The organism is Marinomonas sp. 63XJN7_9_ISO-PGPR-S23-217, assembly GCF_056173515.1.
On sequence record NZ_CM149678.1, the window covers coordinates 875954 to 891207 of the forward strand.

Annotated in this window: 16 protein-coding genes, 8 tRNA genes and 1 pseudogene; 19 read left to right on the plus strand and 6 right to left on the minus strand. The window is 43.9% G+C overall.

The window, feature by feature from the left end:
• The first annotated feature begins 19 nt into the window (after window positions 1–19).
• From AC0VYI_RS04080 to AC0VYI_RS04115, 8 genes are all read left to right on the plus strand, one after another.
• A tRNA-Asn gene (locus AC0VYI_RS04080) sits at window positions 20–95 on the plus strand.
• Window positions 96–97: 2 nt separating this feature from the next.
• Window positions 98–174, plus strand: a tRNA-Pro gene (locus tag AC0VYI_RS04085).
• 23 nt (window positions 175–197) lie between these two features.
• Window positions 198–273, plus strand: a tRNA-His gene (locus AC0VYI_RS04090).
• 14 nt (window positions 274–287) lie between these two features.
• Window positions 288–363 (plus strand) — tRNA-Lys (locus AC0VYI_RS04095).
• 38 nt (window positions 364–401) lie between these two features.
• Window positions 402–477: transfer RNA gene (locus tag AC0VYI_RS04100), tRNA-Asn, on the plus strand.
• Between the two features lie 2 nt (window positions 478–479).
• A tRNA-Pro gene (locus AC0VYI_RS04105) sits at window positions 480–556 on the plus strand.
• A 31-nt stretch (window positions 557–587) separates the two neighbouring features.
• Window positions 588–663 (plus strand) — tRNA-Lys (locus tag AC0VYI_RS04110).
• 48 nt (window positions 664–711) lie between these two features.
• Complete coding sequence (locus AC0VYI_RS04115; RefSeq protein WP_475447498.1) at window positions 712–1026, plus strand: hypothetical protein; 315 nt, start codon at window positions 712–714, stop codon at window positions 1024–1026.
• A 337-nt stretch (window positions 1027–1363) separates the two neighbouring features.
• Here AC0VYI_RS04115 and AC0VYI_RS04120 read toward each other — a convergent pair.
• From AC0VYI_RS04120 to AC0VYI_RS04145, 6 genes are all read right to left on the minus strand, one after another.
• Window positions 1364–1447 (minus strand) — tRNA-Tyr (locus AC0VYI_RS04120).
• A gap of 53 nt (window positions 1448–1500) precedes the next feature.
• Window positions 1501–2469, minus strand: a complete 969-nt coding sequence (locus AC0VYI_RS04125) for a ProQ/FINO family protein (protein WP_475447500.1) — start codon at window positions 2467–2469, stop codon at window positions 1501–1503.
• 183 nt (window positions 2470–2652) lie between these two features.
• Entirely contained in the window at window positions 2653–3132 is a 480-nt protein-coding gene (locus AC0VYI_RS04130) for a hypothetical protein (RefSeq protein ID WP_199477965.1), read from the minus strand.
• A complete protein-coding gene (zapB, locus tag AC0VYI_RS04135) occupies window positions 3129–3359 on the minus strand; it encodes a cell division protein ZapB (protein ID WP_199477964.1) in 231 nt (76 codons plus the stop codon). The genes AC0VYI_RS04130 and zapB overlap by 4 nt, the downstream gene beginning before the upstream one ends.
• A 58-nt stretch (window positions 3360–3417) precedes the next feature.
• Window positions 3418–4599: a flagellar assembly protein FlgT gene (locus AC0VYI_RS04140; RefSeq protein ID WP_233407928.1), complete on the minus strand. Its 1182-nt coding sequence runs from the start codon at window positions 4597–4599 to the stop codon at window positions 3418–3420.
• Between the two features lie 5 nt (window positions 4600–4604).
• A complete protein-coding gene (locus AC0VYI_RS04145; protein ID WP_199477962.1) occupies window positions 4605–5231 on the minus strand; it encodes an LPP20 family lipoprotein in 627 nt (208 codons plus the stop codon).
• Window positions 5232–5557: 326 nt separating this feature from the next.
• Here AC0VYI_RS04145 and dinB point away from each other — a divergent pair, with 326 nt between their 5' ends.
• The 11 genes and pseudogenes from dinB to istB all read left to right on the plus strand — a co-directional run bounded on the left by dinB (window position 5558) and on the right by istB (window position 15252).
• Window positions 5558–6619, plus strand: coding sequence for a DNA polymerase IV (dinB, locus tag AC0VYI_RS04150; RefSeq protein WP_475447504.1), 1062 nt, complete (start codon window positions 5558–5560; stop codon window positions 6617–6619).
• A gap of 310 nt (window positions 6620–6929) precedes the next feature.
• The gene (locus AC0VYI_RS04155) at window positions 6930–7910 is read left to right on the plus strand and encodes a hypothetical protein (protein WP_199477960.1); all 981 of its coding nucleotides are present in this window, start codon (window positions 6930–6932) and stop codon (window positions 7908–7910) included.
• Window positions 7911–7999: 89 nt separating this feature from the next.
• Complete coding sequence (locus AC0VYI_RS04160; protein WP_475447506.1) at window positions 8000–8668, plus strand: alpha/beta hydrolase; 669 nt, start codon at window positions 8000–8002, stop codon at window positions 8666–8668.
• A gap of 82 nt (window positions 8669–8750) precedes the next feature.
• Window positions 8751–9566: an inositol monophosphatase family protein gene (locus tag AC0VYI_RS04165; RefSeq protein ID WP_475447507.1), complete on the plus strand. Its 816-nt coding sequence runs from the start codon at window positions 8751–8753 to the stop codon at window positions 9564–9566.
• A gap of 50 nt (window positions 9567–9616) precedes the next feature.
• A complete protein-coding gene (locus AC0VYI_RS04170; RefSeq protein ID WP_475447509.1) occupies window positions 9617–10075 on the plus strand; it encodes a DUF2489 domain-containing protein in 459 nt (152 codons plus the stop codon).
• A 91-nt stretch (window positions 10076–10166) separates the two neighbouring features.
• The gene (locus AC0VYI_RS04175) at window positions 10167–10538 is read left to right on the plus strand and encodes a hypothetical protein (protein ID WP_199477956.1); all 372 of its coding nucleotides are present in this window, start codon (window positions 10167–10169) and stop codon (window positions 10536–10538) included.
• A 93-nt stretch (window positions 10539–10631) separates the two neighbouring features.
• Window positions 10632–11462: a mechanosensitive ion channel family protein gene (locus AC0VYI_RS04180; protein ID WP_475447510.1), complete on the plus strand. Its 831-nt coding sequence runs from the start codon at window positions 10632–10634 to the stop codon at window positions 11460–11462.
• A gap of 240 nt (window positions 11463–11702) precedes the next feature.
• Window positions 11703–11870, plus strand: a pseudogene (locus tag AC0VYI_RS04185) (transcription elongation factor GreB); the annotation flags it as partial.
• A gap of 114 nt (window positions 11871–11984) precedes the next feature.
• Window positions 11985–12779: a hypothetical protein gene (locus AC0VYI_RS04190; RefSeq protein WP_475447511.1), complete on the plus strand. Its 795-nt coding sequence runs from the start codon at window positions 11985–11987 to the stop codon at window positions 12777–12779.
• Window positions 12780–12969: 190 nt separating this feature from the next.
• Window positions 12970–14502 carry an IS21 family transposase gene (gene istA / locus AC0VYI_RS04195; protein WP_475443430.1) on the plus strand — a complete coding sequence of 511 codons (1533 nt, stop codon included), beginning with the start codon at window positions 12970–12972 and terminating at the stop codon, window positions 14500–14502.
• Between the two features lie 9 nt (window positions 14503–14511).
• A complete protein-coding gene (istB, locus tag AC0VYI_RS04200) occupies window positions 14512–15252 on the plus strand; it encodes an IS21-like element helper ATPase IstB (RefSeq protein ID WP_475443432.1) in 741 nt (246 codons plus the stop codon).
• Window positions 15253–15254 lie beyond the last annotated feature (2 nt).

Genomic DNA, 15254 nt, shown 5'->3' on the forward strand with positions numbered 1-15254 from the left:
GGCAAGAAATAAAATTAGTTCCTCGATAGCTCAGTTGGTAGAGCAAATGACTGTTAATCATTGGGTCACTGGTTCGAGTCCAGTTCGAGGAGCCAATCGGAGTATAGCGCAGTCTGGTAGCGCGCCTGCTTTGGGAGCAGGATGTCGGGGGTTCGAATCCCTCTACTCCGACCAATTTTATTGATCATCTAGTAATGGTGGGCGTAGCTCAGTTGGTAGAGCTATGGATTGTGATTCCATCGGTCGTGGGTTCGAGCCCCATCGTCCACCCCATTACTCTGATAGTTGGGTCGTTAGCTCAGTTGGTAGAGCAGTTGACTTTTAATCAATTGGTCACTGGTTCGAATCCAGTACGACCCACCAACTATCTCCAGAATTACATTCTGCACAACCTGATTCATTCCTCGATAGCTCAGTTGGTAGAGCAAATGACTGTTAATCATTGGGTCACTGGTTCGAGTCCAGTTCGAGGAGCCAATCGGAGTATAGCGCAGTCTGGTAGCGCGCCTGCTTTGGGAGCAGGATGTCGGGGGTTCGAATCCCTCTACTCCGACCATCAAGTCGTTATTAATAAAAGTATATGAGAAGGGTCGTTAGCTCAGTTGGTAGAGCAGTTGACTTTTAATCAATTGGTCACTGGTTCGAATCCAGTACGACCCACCATTTCTCTTGTTATTTTTTACCTCTCTTCTTTTTATCTTTGACTATCTCTTGATTTACGTTCTAGATTTTATCGTCTATCGTCTATCGTCTATCGTCTATCGTCTATCGTCTATCGTCTATCGTCTATCGTCTATCGTCTATCGTCTATCGTCTATCGTCTATCGTCTATCGTCTATCTCAATTTATGCGTCTATCTCAATTTATGCGTCTATCTCAATTTATGCGTCTATCCCAGTTTATGTGTCTATCGCGGTTTATGCGTCTATCGCGGTTTATGCGTCTATCCCAATTTATGCGTCTATCCCAGTTTATGTATCTATCGTGGTTTATGGTGTCTATTGCTGCTTATGGGTTGTTAATTAGTGTTTTATTGTCTGGTTGGGCGGTTTGACTAAATGCTTGTCTTGAGGCTTCTGTGTGGCTTATTGCGCGGTGTGCTTATTCGGTATGGGATTGCCGTTGACAGCTGTTGAGATTTTAAGAGTTGGAATAACGGCTTTGTGGATAGTGCGTGGATAAGTCTGTGTTTAAGTGGCTTTTTTATCCATAAAGCATGGAAATACGCTAGGCTGTGAATAAAAATTTATTTTTTGGTTAAAGTTAGAGGTTATGAGATTTTTTTAAAAAAAGGAATTTTTTGATGAGATAGAAGGTTTTGGAGTTTTCTAAATAAATATTTGATTTATAAAGAAAAAAATAATGGTGGAGGGAGGTGGATTCGAACCACCGAAACTTTCGTGGCAGATTTACAATCTGCTCCCTTTGGCCGCTCGGGAACCCCTCCACAAGAGCGCGGCAAATGATATATGCCGCACTTCTATATGTAAACACTTTTTTCTATTTTTTTAGAAGTTTTTCCAGTTTTGCTTTCATTCGCTCTTCTGGGGATAAGTTTTCATAACCATCCTCTTCACGGCTTTTGGCTGGCTGTGGTTTTTTAGCAGGTTTGCCTTTAGGAGCTGAAGCAGATTGCGGTTTTTTGTTACGCGCAGGGCGATCCGTTTTAGGTCGATCTGTTGTCTTTGGGCGGTTGAATGTTTTCTTTTCTTTTTTGGGGATCATGGACTCAGGAAGAGCGGGTTCATCACTTACTGCAATGCCTTCTAAATCTACGCGAGGCTGACCTGACAGAAGACACTTCTTATAGCGGTCTGAGCGCGTATAAGCGGCTAGGGCACGCTTTTGCTTGCTGGCGTTAAAGTCATCATCCAAGACCATGTCTTTGTCTATACCGACTTTCAGTGGTTTAGGCTGGTTCCAATCAAACGCTTTAGGGTAACGGTCTTCGAGCATCTTAATCAGGCGACGATTATTTTTTTGGTTTTTTTGACGTTTTTTCTGTTCCGGCGTCAAAGTCGCTTTTTCCGTTGTGCTGTCACTTGCTGATGGTACATCGGTGGTGTTTGTGTCCACTTGGTTGTCGTCTTGTACGTCTTGCAAGCCGTTAAGCTCAGGTTGTTGTTTTGTCATGTAGTCAGTCTGTTCTGTTGTCGTGATTGTGATGCTGTTATCAGCAAAAGAATGCAGTAAATCAAAGCTCAACTGATCTTCAGTGTTACTTTGGTGTGTTACTGCCGTTTTGATGGTTTCCGCAGGACCGAGTAAATCAAGAGAGTCTTCGATATATAACTGCAATTGATCTTCAGTGGAGCGGTTAACCATGTTCTGCAAAAGGTCCATTGAGGCGCTGCTGGTAAGAGACTCTGTTTGGCTCTCTTTGAGTGCAGCGATCTCTTCTTCAGCGGCGTTTAACTTTTCAAGTAGTCGGCCGACCTCTGCTTCAAGTTTGGCAATTAGTTGTTCCATAAAGCAAGGCTCAAATTTTATAGCGGCGTCAACGGAACGCTTGGCGTGTTAACAATGCCAAGCATTTCCTGTCGCTGCTGTTCGCTGGGCTCAACGATTTTTATTGTTGGTTTACTCGTGAGCCAAATATAAGCAGAAGTCGCGAGCAGGCACAAGATTAAAAGAGACATTAGCTTCATTGAATTAGAAGGTAAGTCCTGCGCCCACCATAACATGGCGGTCATATTTGTCGTTGCTACTATTTAGCAGTTTGACAAAGACATCCAGTCTGGAGGTATCGGATGTCGCGATGCGAAAACCTGCTTCTGGGTAGTAGACAGGGTCATCTAAGAAATCAACACCGCCACCAATGAACGACCACATAGGAATGCCTGGGAAAAGTTGGAAAGCGGGTGTTGCACTGTAGTAGCGGGCTCCCATGCTAAAAGCACTTTCGAAATCGTCACCCAAGGCAAAAGAAAAGCCAGCATAAGCGGAGATGTTTGCTGGCGTGGTGTATTCAATTTGAGTGTTCAATATCGATGTTAAACTACTGTCTTGCTCTTTGTTTATTTTTGGACGAGCCGCAGTGGACTCGAAGGAGACCAAGCTGGCAATTTGCCCTTCGGCTGCAAATGTACTCCCACAAAATAAAGCTAAAGTAGCAAATAGAATTCGTTTCATTGTTTGTTATCCAATTGACTAAGACGATTTAACATTTGAGAGAGGGAAGATTCCCAATTAGCTTGTTGCTCATTTTTTAGATTTAAATTGTTTTCTAGTTCACTTTTCTCTTCGCTAAGCTCGTAGTTCTGCATTTCTAATTCTGCAATGCGTTGGCGTAATGAGCCGATTTCTTCTACAGCTTCATTGATACGTTGTTCTAAGTGATGAAGTAATTCGTTGTTCATTGTAATGTCCTAAAATGTAAAACCGCTCTATAGTACATAAGGAGCGTAATTGTAAAAGTTACCATGCGATGACAACGTCATGTGGTTGTACGTTCAGAATTTTCGCATCAACCGACAGTTCCCCAATGGAAAAGTTAGGCTGAACTTGCGTTATAGTAACACTGATGTTGGCATTATTCAGTTGTGTTTCTGGTTTTTGGTCTTGGTCAAATATTTCATAACGACGATAGACCTTAAATTTATCTCCTGCTTTGACCCCGGACACGGATCCGGCGGCAATGTGAATTTGCTTCCCTTCTGTGCGAAAAATATTGGCCATAAATGGCTGGCAGCGTAATTTTTCGCTGGTATCAATTGCGCTCTCTCTAAGTGTTTCCTTGACCACCCTGCCATAATGAGTCGTCCAAAACTGGGCGCTACCAAAACCGACTTTAGCATGATCAGAAATATCCCAGTTGCCTATTTCACTATAACGTTTTTGAAATAGCAATGCGCCACTGAAACCATCGTAGATATAAATGTCTAAAACGAAGTCTCTTTGCTTTTCACTTTTGTCGTCTGTGCTGGCATAGGGGTCATTTGGGCGTCTCATATAAAGAGGAGCAATATCACGTATAACACCACTAACCACATACTGTGTGCCAAGTTTTTGAGCGACCCGAACCACATCAGTTAAGGTGTCATTGTTGTTTGTTAGTGAGGGGGCATTGATGCTGTCTGGATAAAGGGCGATATTCGTTGCCGCCAACGCTCTTAAAAAGCCTTGTTTGTTGATGGCGTCGGCAAAATCTTTGGGAAGTTCTCTGGAGATATTGCCTAAAGCCCCGAGGCTGGCTTGTTGTCTGTGTTCCAAAGCAAAGCCAGTGATAGCCACGGATTTTCTATAGTAATTTGTGGCGCCGTTACTACACATGTAGTCAGCTGTGACGTTGATGCGGGCGACGACCGTTAAAAAATCGCCTTTTTGGGTTTCGGAAATGATTTTTGCGTGTTGAACTCGTCCAGCACTGCGGATTTTTAAATCAGAGTTGAGCTCGCCATTGTTAAGGATATCGTTAACACTGACCCGTGAGCTGGACTGGAGGACGGCCTGTTTAATGGCTTGCTGTGTGGCCCGATAGCGTGCGTCTGTGATGTCGCCATTATAAATAATGGCTGTACCGACTGCGTCGACGGTCTGGGCAAAGGAATGTCCGACCGATGCAAGAGCAACGATCATGTAAATCAGGTAGCGAAACATCTGCATTACTGTATGGTATAAAAGTTGGTAGTAGGATGACTTTCTACGTTAACAGCACGATAACCAGGGCGAATTTGACACTTCGGATCGTTATTTATGCTGGATGGATTGCTGACACATTGACGAAAGTTCTCTTGTAATGCCATTTCAACAACGGTTTCAAACGTTCCATCTTCATGCTCACGTTGGGAGACGATTTTTGCGCCGACTAAATAGGCATCAACGTAAGAGCGTAATTCATCATGTTGCAAAACCATATTGCTTAATGAGCTGGTACCGTCAATTTTCAGACCGTACACGCGTTCAGATAGGTTTCGGTAGGCATCTAGTGTGGAACTGCGCAGCGCCATTAATTTTGCTTGGGATTTTGTGTAGCGTTTACTGGGGTTGATGGCCGCGTATCCTGTGGCATGAATGATGATCGGTTCTTGTTTTATAACACCGATCACATTCGTCGCATTTTGCACATTATTTGGGTAGTTGAGTGCCGTAGCGGTAGGGGAGCCGACTATATTGCCATTGCAAGGACCAACAGTGGTACAGGTCATCGCTGTACCTTGGCCTAAGTTTTGGCATCCCGCTAAGGTGGCCCCCAGTGCGGCCAATAAGAGTAGTCGAATCGTTGTTTTCATGGTGGCGTCCCCTAAATGGAAGTCCTAAATCTCGTTTTTTGCATGGAAAGATCGCAGCAATCGTCTCGTGTTAGCGATGTTTAACCATAGGAATAATGTATGCCTGTAGCAAAAAGTAGACCAGATCATGACTCCTTTCCTTTACTAGGGACAAAATGTAAACCATTTGTCTGTGAGACGTCCATGTTTTCCCGTGTAAATCTATTGATTTCACTCGCATGATATGGCTTTTAGTCTAGTTGGTTGTAGGGCTTTTTAGGGTAAGGACGTGTTTTTGCTTTTGGAAGGTATTATACTGTTTTTATATACAGTTTTCGGGTGAAGACATGGTTAAGCTTAGGAAGATCATTCATATCGACGCAGATTGTTTCTATGCGGCTATTGAGATGCGTGATGACCCTTCTTTGGAAAAGGTGCCATTGGCTATCGGGGGAGCGTCTCAATCTCGTGGTGTATTATGTACGGCAAATTACCATGCCCGTACCTTCGGTGTACGTTCAGCGATGCCGACCGCCATTGCCAAACGCTTGTGTCCAAATTTAATTATTTTGCCCGGAAATATGGAGAAATATCGTATTGCCTCGCGGCAAATGCATGCCATTTTCCGGCAGTATACTGACATTATTGAGCCGCTTTCTTTGGACGAAGCTTACTTGGATGTGACGGACGCTTCTTCCTATCAAGGTAGTGCAACATTGATTGCCCAAGCGATACGAGAACAAATTTTTAACGAAGTCGGTATTCGAGTCTCCGCAGGCGTTGCGACGAATAAGTTTATTGCTAAAGTGGCCAGTGATTGGAACAAACCTAATGGTTTGAAAACCGTCACACCGGAAAGTCAATTTGAGTTTGTGTCACAATTACCTGTGAAATGCATTTCGGGGATTGGTAAGGTCTCTCAAGAAAAATTGGCCGCCATTGGTGTACACCGATGTGCGGATTTACAGTCGATAGATTTCTCATTATTACAGAAAACCATCGGGAGTATGGCGTTTCGGCTACAACAATTTGCCAAGGGAGTTGATGATCGCCCTGTGCAAGTATCCCGTGAGCGCAAGAGTGTGTCTGTTGAACATACGTTTCCCCATGATTTGCCTTCACTAGAAGAGTGTTTGAGTATGCTGCCAGAGCTGCTGGCGAGTTTAGAGGCGCGTTTGGCGGGGCGGGATTTTTATCCGCTGATTAGCAAATACTATTTGAAATTAAAGTTTAATGATTTTAGGCAAACAACGGTAGAACAACCGATTCAAAGCAGCTTCTCCAATGAAGTGTTTGCTTCCTTATTGCATCAGGCTTATTCACGCCATATGCGTCCTGTTCGTTTGATTGGAGTAGGTTATCGCTTATCTGTACAACAGGCAGAACAGCTAAGCATTGCGTTTGATTAACGTGTTACCTGATCGATTTTGTGATTTTTCTGATCAAAAAATGTACGATTGTGCTCTTGCTGCTATAGTTATTAGAACGATTAATAGTTGCTAGAACGATTATCGTTATTTGAGGATAGCTGTTGGAATAGGAGCAGTTGTTGAAATGGATCAATGGAACGGGCGAGTGGATTACCTAGTCAACGACACAATGCAGTAATGAAATCAGGCCCTCACTTCTCAAATGGTAGATGTTGAGTGAAGTTAGGGGTTGTAGTAAGACAAGGTAAATTGCCTCGTATGTCATTTTTTGATGTGTAGGTGTTGTCTTATGATGAAGCATCCAAGAGGCTTCTATGATTGGAAGCATGATATGCCTGAGTCTTTAGCTGGACGTTTACGTTTTGAGGTTACCCAAACACTGAGAAGCGTGTATGCAGATGAAGCTCTTGTCAATGAAATAGATACGCTCTACCTCCCTTTTGCGAATTGGTTAAGTGGTAAAGTCTCGCTTAAACAAGGGCCTTTGGTGGTGGGTTTAGGGGGGCCGCAAGGCTGTGGGAAAACGACCTTTTGCCGCGTTATTAGCCGTATTCTTAATAAAGGGTTTGGGCTCAATAGCGTGGTGGTCAGTTTGGATGATCTCTATAGCACACGTAAAGATCGTGTGAAATACGCCAATAGCACACACTCCTTATTTTCTACTCGAGGGGTGCCTGGTACGCATGATATGCCATTGGCACAGAGCGTCTTCGCTCGTTTAAAAAATCTTAAGCAAGACGAAGTAATGCGTATGCCGGCTTTTGATAAATCCCTTGATGATAGAAAACCTGTGAATTTATGGCCCGAAGTGCAGGGGCCTGTTGATGTTGTTTTATTTGAAGGTTGGTGTGTGGGGGCGTTTTCTTTGGGAGAAGCCATTAACAAACCAATTAATCGTTTGGAGCAAGATAAGGATCCAGAGGGGATTTGGAGAAAGGCGATTAATGAGCATCTTCATGGGGATTATAAGGTACTGTTTGATGTGATTGATATTCAAATGTGGATGCAATCACCCGGTTATGATGTGGTCTATGAGTGGCGTAACAAACAAGAGCGCATGCTTGAGGATCATCTTTATGATATTCATGGGGGAGTATTGGATACTCTGGATATCAAAATCATGTCGCCGGAAGTACTTAAGGGCTTTATGCAATATTACGAACGTTTAACGCGTTATCTATTAGCTGTCATGCCTGAGCGATCGGATGTGCTGTTTTCGTTAGACCAGCATCAGAAGGTGAAACAGCTGCGTTTTCCAATAGAGCATTGAGTGTTTTCTTGGTAGGAAAACGGCCACAATTGAGTGTCATTATGATAGGCTAATACGCAACGTATTAGCCTATTTTTTTGGAGTAAATAATGGCCGAATTATTACCGAGTGTTGTGGTGGAGACGGCGCAGAATCCTGATTCTGCTGTTATTTGGTTGCATGGTTTAGGATCAGATGGCCATGATTTTGAAGCCATTGTCCCAACACTGGCACTTGATCCATCCTTAAAAGTGCGTTTTGTGTTTCCCCATGCGCCCATTCGTCCCGTGACGGTCAATGGCGGTATGGAAATGCGAGCCTGGTATGACATTTACGAAATCACTTTGGAACGTAAGGTTGATATAGACAATATTGCTGAGTCTTGCGCGCAAGTCAGTGACCTTATTGAAGCACAAATCGCACAAGGTATTGATCCTAGCCGTATTGTTGTAGCGGGATTTTCACAAGGTGGTGTGATTGCTTATCAGCTATCCCTGACGACCTCTTATTCATTGGCTGGGGTTATGGCGCTATCGACTTATTTGGCGGATAAGTCAATGGTACCAGCGGCGTCAGAGTGTGCGAATGGCAAGACGTCTTTTTTGATTCACCATGGCAAGCAAGACCCCGTCGTGCCCATCAGTCTATCGCAAGAGGCTAGTCAACTTTTAAGTGATAAGGGATATCTAGTTGACTATAAAACCTATGATATGCCCCATTCCGTTTGTCCTGAGCAAATTCAGGATATCTCCATTTGGCTGAATGCGCGTTTGGCGTAATAAAGGGTTAAATTCAACTCGCCCTTTGCTAAAAGAAAGTTTAACGCACCATATATTGAATAGATTACTAAGGAAATGAATCATGGTTTCAGAGCCATTAGAGACAGATGAATGGCTTAACTTTGCCAAAAGCATCGCCACGTACGCTGGGCAGATGATGGTCGAGGCCAGAAACAAAGCGGCGTTTTCTACAGACTACAAAGCAGATCATGAATTGGTGACATCGGCTGATTTGGCAATCGATGCGTATATTTGCCAGCAGATCACGCAAACGTTTCCGGATCATGTGATTTTATCGGAGGAGTCGTCACCTAAACTTGCCCTTGCTGAGCTTGCTAATAAGCCCGTTTGGGTTATCGACCCGATTGATGGTACGGTCAATTTTGCCCATGGTCATCGCCATGTGGCTGTGTCGATTGGCCTGTATCTTTGCGGAGAGCGAGTGCTTGGGGTGGTGAATGCGCCGTTTTTAGAGGAATGTTTCTGGGCGGTGAAAGGAAAAGGGGCTTATTTAAATGGTGAGCGCCTTTTTGTTTCCCAACAAACACAGTGTCGTAATGCTTTGGTGGCAACGGGGTTTCCCTACGATAAAAGTACACTCCCCAGTATTATCCGACGTGTCAGCGTCATTTTGACGAAGTGTCAGGATATTCGTCGAAATGGCTCCGCTGCGTTAGATTTGTGTTGGGTCGCGGCTGGGCGTTTAGAGGCGTATTTTGAAAGCCTGAAGCCTTGGGATATGGCGGCTGGGGCGTTAATCGCTCAAGAAGCTGGGGCGACAATCGGGCGCTATGAGCCAATTAGCTCCCCTTGGCCTGAGGCGATTAATGGGGAGGCGTTATTGGTGTCGGTCCCCGCTCTTTATGAGGAGCTATTGTCTTTGTTAAGTCAGGCATAATGAACTGTTTTATGGTTTTAGCCGTAAGTTGATATTTGTATGAGGTTTTTATGTCGTTGACGGCGTTTTTTAGTTTACTGGCTGTATCCGCAGTCGTGATTGTTGTGGCGTTGATTGTGATTGTCCGCCAGTTAAAAGTTGCCAAAATTCGTGAGGAGCGAATCAAAGAAGGTGAGAAGCGCGTCGTTCAAGAGCGTCAAGCTCGGATTGATAGCATTCAGATTTTGCTCAAAACCGTTGGTTCCGAAGAGTTAGGTTGGATTGAGGCAAGTATTCGTATTAAAAATTTGCTGGATCAGTTAGGGTTGGATTTATCCGATCATAAGGATATTTGTGTCATTTATGATTTGCATGAGCAAACGGAACATATTCCAACACACGAGCAATGGAGTGCCTTGCCAAAAGAAGCTCGTAAAAAGTTTCGCGTCGAAATGGATAACTATGAACAGCAACATGCCGAGCAATTGATGCGTGCTAAAAACGCCTTGTTGAGTTATTCCTTTCAATAGGGATGATTGAATGCTTGTGATTCCGGTTCAATAGTACTCGGCATTGAATGTTCTTTATTCTATTTATCAGGCATAAACGGGTTATTTAGAGATGATTGCTCAGTTGGTTTTATCCATAGCGCTATTTTTTATTTTATTAGTTGCTATTATGCTCTTTTATATGCGTTACCAATCAAAAGTTCCGTATTATCGTATGACGGAGGCAGATTGTGTTAGTTTGCTAGACAAGGCTGTACAAGGTAATTTACCTGAGCAGGATTGGGATATGTTCATTGGCATGATGATTCGTGACAATGAACAAATAGAGAATTTACGTACCAAGTGTTATGTGATTGATGACGCATTTCGTAAAGAAACCAAACTCATTGATGGTCGACAATGTGTACGTTTTCATTCTGAAGGGCTTAAGCAGTTAACCTGTTTATTGGATGAGTGGCAGCATAAAACACATTTAATCGTCTAACTTTCATGATAGAAAGAGTCTTATTGGGCATCTTGCTCAAAACATCGTCTTGGTAAAAACATCGTATTTAATAAGGTAGTGAGGGAGATATACATGAGTGAATTGGAAAAGTGGCTGGGTGAAGGTTCTGCCATATTGCCTTGGTTAACCGATATGGTGATTAATATCGTGATTGGCCTTGTCATTTTATTGGTCGGTAAGTATATAGCCTCTAAAATATCCCGTTGGTGTGAACATAGGATGCTTAAAGCCTCTGTGGATCGTGCGGTAGCTGGTTTTACATCCAGTATTCTGTACGCCTTAATGTTTGCTGGTGTGGTATTAATGGCATTAGGACAAGTTGGGGTTCAAACCACCTCGTTTATTGCCATTTTAGGTGCTGCAGGCTTAGCCGTTGGCTTGGCTTTGCAAGGGTCTTTGTCTAACTTCGCTTCTGGCGTGTTAATTATTCTTTTACGTCCTTTTCGTGCTGGCGACTTTATTGATGGTGGCGGGCAAATGGGAACCGTTGATCGTATAGAGTTATTCCATACCTATCTAAAAACGCCGGATAACCGTGTGATCATCATCCCCAATTCTTCCATTATGAACGGTTCCATTGTGAACTATTCTCGTGAAGCAACTCGTCGCCTAGATTTGGTGGTGGGTATTAGTTATGACGCCGACATTCGTCTTGCTAAAAGCATCATGGAAGACATTATTAACGCGGATGAACGCATTCTCAAAGAGCCTAAGTATTTAATAGCCGTGTCTGAATTGGCTGACAGTTCAGTCAATTTCTTTGTAAGACCTTGGGTGAATGCGGGGGACTATTGGACCGTCAGAGCGGATTTATTAGAGAAGTTTAAATACGCCTTTGATGAACAAGGTGTTGGTATTCCTTACCCTCAAATGGATGTCCATCTACACAACAAAGAAGCATAACCGCTTTGTATTATATCAACATGCTGTCAGACGTTGGTTTGATGGCATGTTTTATTAAGATTTGAGACCTTTGCACGATGTCACGAGCGACGCCAAGACACGGCAAAAACAGACGAGAAAGCGGAGTTTATCGCTATAAATGAGCATTTTGAGTTTGTTTTTAACAAAGTATTGGCAAGCGCAGTAGTCGTGCAAAAGTCTCGATTTCTAACATATTGTTGATTAACTAAGCCTACTACTATGAGTCGATATCGTCCTCCTTCCCCACCTAAATCCGCTTACATCACACACGAAGGGGCTCAAACCCTGCTTGCCGAGCTAAAATACTTATGGAAAGAAAAGCGTCCAGCGGTGACTGAGAGCGTTCGAGAAGCGGCTGCCCAGGGGGATCGTTCTGAAAATGCAGAACGGTCGAAAGAACCTCAACTAATATACTAAATGTTAAAAAAGCAATAAAAAACAGTTGACTGAAAATAGTATAGATAATATTTTTGTGTACTATTTGTGAACGGGGATTTTTTTTTGAACCTTACAAAACTGTATGTGTTTTTAGAGGCTCTTTCTGAGCAAGAATTAGATGTTCTTGATGCGTATTGGTTGCGTAATGAAGCAGGTCAATATATTCATCAAGTTACTGATATTGCTGAACTATATGGGATGAACCGTAAGGACGTAACTGCAATTTCTCAGAAGGCACCAGTTGTTGGGCTCAATGGGGCTCAAAGATTCTGTAAGCTATGCTCGTCTCCAAACTATGTAACAAATCGTAGTGCGGCATTGATACTTTCTAATACTTCAGATGACGGACTCTGCTTTGAATGCTCTCTAGAAAAAGAGAAAAAAAATATTGTAAGATCCTTGAGTAAAGTCCAACAGGATCTAGTTTCTCTCAATACTATTGATAACTTTTCATCTGCACCATATCATCTTAAAGTAATTTTTTTTGTTTATTTAGTGAATTACAGAAATATAGGTTTAAAGGCCTTGCCTCATTCTAATTTAAAAATGACCGGCTACTCAAATTTAGACCAAAATTTATTTGAAAATCTGGTGTTCGAAGGGCTGTTTTTTGATATTGATAGTGAATTTATACAAGATTCAGTTGAAGATGTTGCTCATTTATTAAAAAACATTACAAATTATTTTAAAGGTGAAGAATATAATCATCTAAGAGAGTTAAAAAGAGTTTTTAAGGAATCTAAATTTTTAAGCAAATATATTATAAGTGTTGAATGTCTAAAAGAAGATATGGTAAAAATGAGGAGGGGTATTAAAGATGCATATACCGGAGCAATCCGGACACCCATTCCGATATAACTCGGACACCCATTCCGTTTTTATCCGGACACCTATTACGCTCTAAACCGGACACTTTTTGGCTTTCCCCGGAATCCCTGTCCGGATTAGCGTAAACCCTGTCCGGATTCACCGGAATCCCTTCGTTTTCTCTTTTAAATCAATCGCTCACTACACTTGGTTACACCTAATACGTTGCCAGGAAGTGATCATGACCAGAAAGAGAACCTCAATGACCAATATTAAAGAGATTTTGCGTCTCAAACATGAGTGCCATTTATCCACGCGGCAGATTGCTTCTTGTTTGAATGTCGGCCGCTCTACCGTGTCCGATGTCCTGACTCGTTTCAAACAAAGTGACTATTATTGGCCCCTTGCCAGTGACGTTTCCGATACCGATCTGTCTAAAGCGCTGTATCAAGAAAAACCGGCTAATCGCCTGAAAGTGATGCCGGACTTTGCGTACTTTTTTATCGAACTCAAGCGCAAAGGGGCGACGAAGCAATTGTTGTGGGAAGAATATGTTGCCGAGCACCAAGAGCGCACTTATGGCTACAGCCAGTTCTGCGAGTACTTCCGTCGTTGGCTCGCCACACAAAAACGCAGTATGCGTCAACTCCATACCGCAGGTGACAAGTTATTCATTGATTATTGCGGACCGACTATCCCGATCGTCAATCCGGAAACGGGCGACGTTCGCCACTCACAAGTGTTTGTCGCCACACTGGGAGCGTCTAACTACACCTACGTTGAAGCCAGCGAAAGTCAAAAGCTGGAGCATTGGCTACAGTGTCACGCCAATGCGTTTGAACACTTCGGTGGCGTTCCCGCTTTATTGGTGCCAGACAACTTAAAAGCTGCCGTGACAAAAACAGATCGTTATGAGCCGAAACTCAACGACAGTTATCGTCAGTTAGCGCATCACTATCAAACCGCCATTATGCCGGCTCGTCCCTATAAACCCAAAGACAAAGCCAAGGCCGAAAATGCGGTTCTGATTGTCGAACGCTGGATCATGATGCGCCTTCGTCATCGCACCTTCCATACCCTAAGAGAGCTGAATAATGCGGTTCGAGAGCTGATGAACGCTCTGAACCAACGGCCGATGCAAAAGATTGGCGTGAGTCGCCAAGCCCTTTTTGACACCCTCGATAAACCCGCGTTGAAACCGTTACCGATGCAGAAGTATGTCTACACAGAACATAAACGCGCCAAAGTGGGACCGGATTACCACATTGAGTACGCAAAGCATTATTACTCGGTACCGCATCAGCTTGTGGGTCAATATGTGACGCTGGAAGCGACGTCGCAGATCATACAAATCTTCCATCAAGGTCAGCCCGTCTCGTCTCACCCAATCAGCCGAAAAGACTATGGTCTGAGCACCCACATGGAACATATGCCGAGCCATCATCAACATCAAAAATGGTCACCAGAACGCTTAATCGGATGGAGCAAGCAGATTGGTGTCGCCACCGAAAACGTCATCAAACAACAGATCCTGTCCAAAGCCCATCCAGCCCAAGCCACTCGTCGCTGTCTTGGCATACTGAGTCTCGCGCGCAAACATGGGGATGTCCGCCTAGAGCAAGCCTGTCAGGATGCCTTACTGGTCAACAAACCTTCTCTGCGCTTTATCCGAAATCTGCTCGATCATCATCGGGAAGGCACACTGTCTCTTCCTTCTGACTCGACACCCGACACCCCGCACAGCAATGTTCGCGGGCCACACTGCTACCACTAGGAGAACAACATGAATCACCTGACTGAACAACTCAAAATGCTGCGACTGAGTCATGCCGTTACCGCGTTAGAACAACAACGAGAACAGTTAACCACCTATGGAGAACTGGACTTCGAGCAACGTCTCACACTGCTCCTTGACAGTGAGCTGCTAGGCAGAAATCATGGCAAAATCGAACGGCTCAAACGACAAGCAAAACTGCGCGTAGAAGCCAGCGCCAGCCAACTACTCTACAAAGAAGGGCGTGGACTAAAGCGCATCCAACTAGGAGAACTGTTGACAGGAGGTTACCTGCAAAAGCATCAAAATATCCTCATCACAGGCCCAACGGGCGCGGGCAAAACCTATGTTGCCTGCGCCCTTGCCTCACAGGCGTGCGAGCAACTTTATAGCGTTCGCTATCTGCGCCTGAGTCGACTGCTGGATGACCTCAGCCTTGGCCGCTTAGACGGCACCTATCAAAAACAACTTGCCGCCCTCGCCAAAAAGCAGCTGCTGATACTCGATGACTGGGGGATGGAAAAACTCAGTGCCGATCATGCAGGCCATTTATTAGAGCTTTTAGAAGATCGTTACCAAACCAGCAGCACGATCATGATCAGTCAACTGCCAGTGAAAGAGTGGTACAACATGATAGGCAATGCCACGGTTGCGGACGCTTTACTGGACCGTTTAATCCACAACAGTCACCGCATAGAACTAGGAGGAGAATCGATGAGAAAACTGGCGCAATCCGGACACATGGAGTAAAA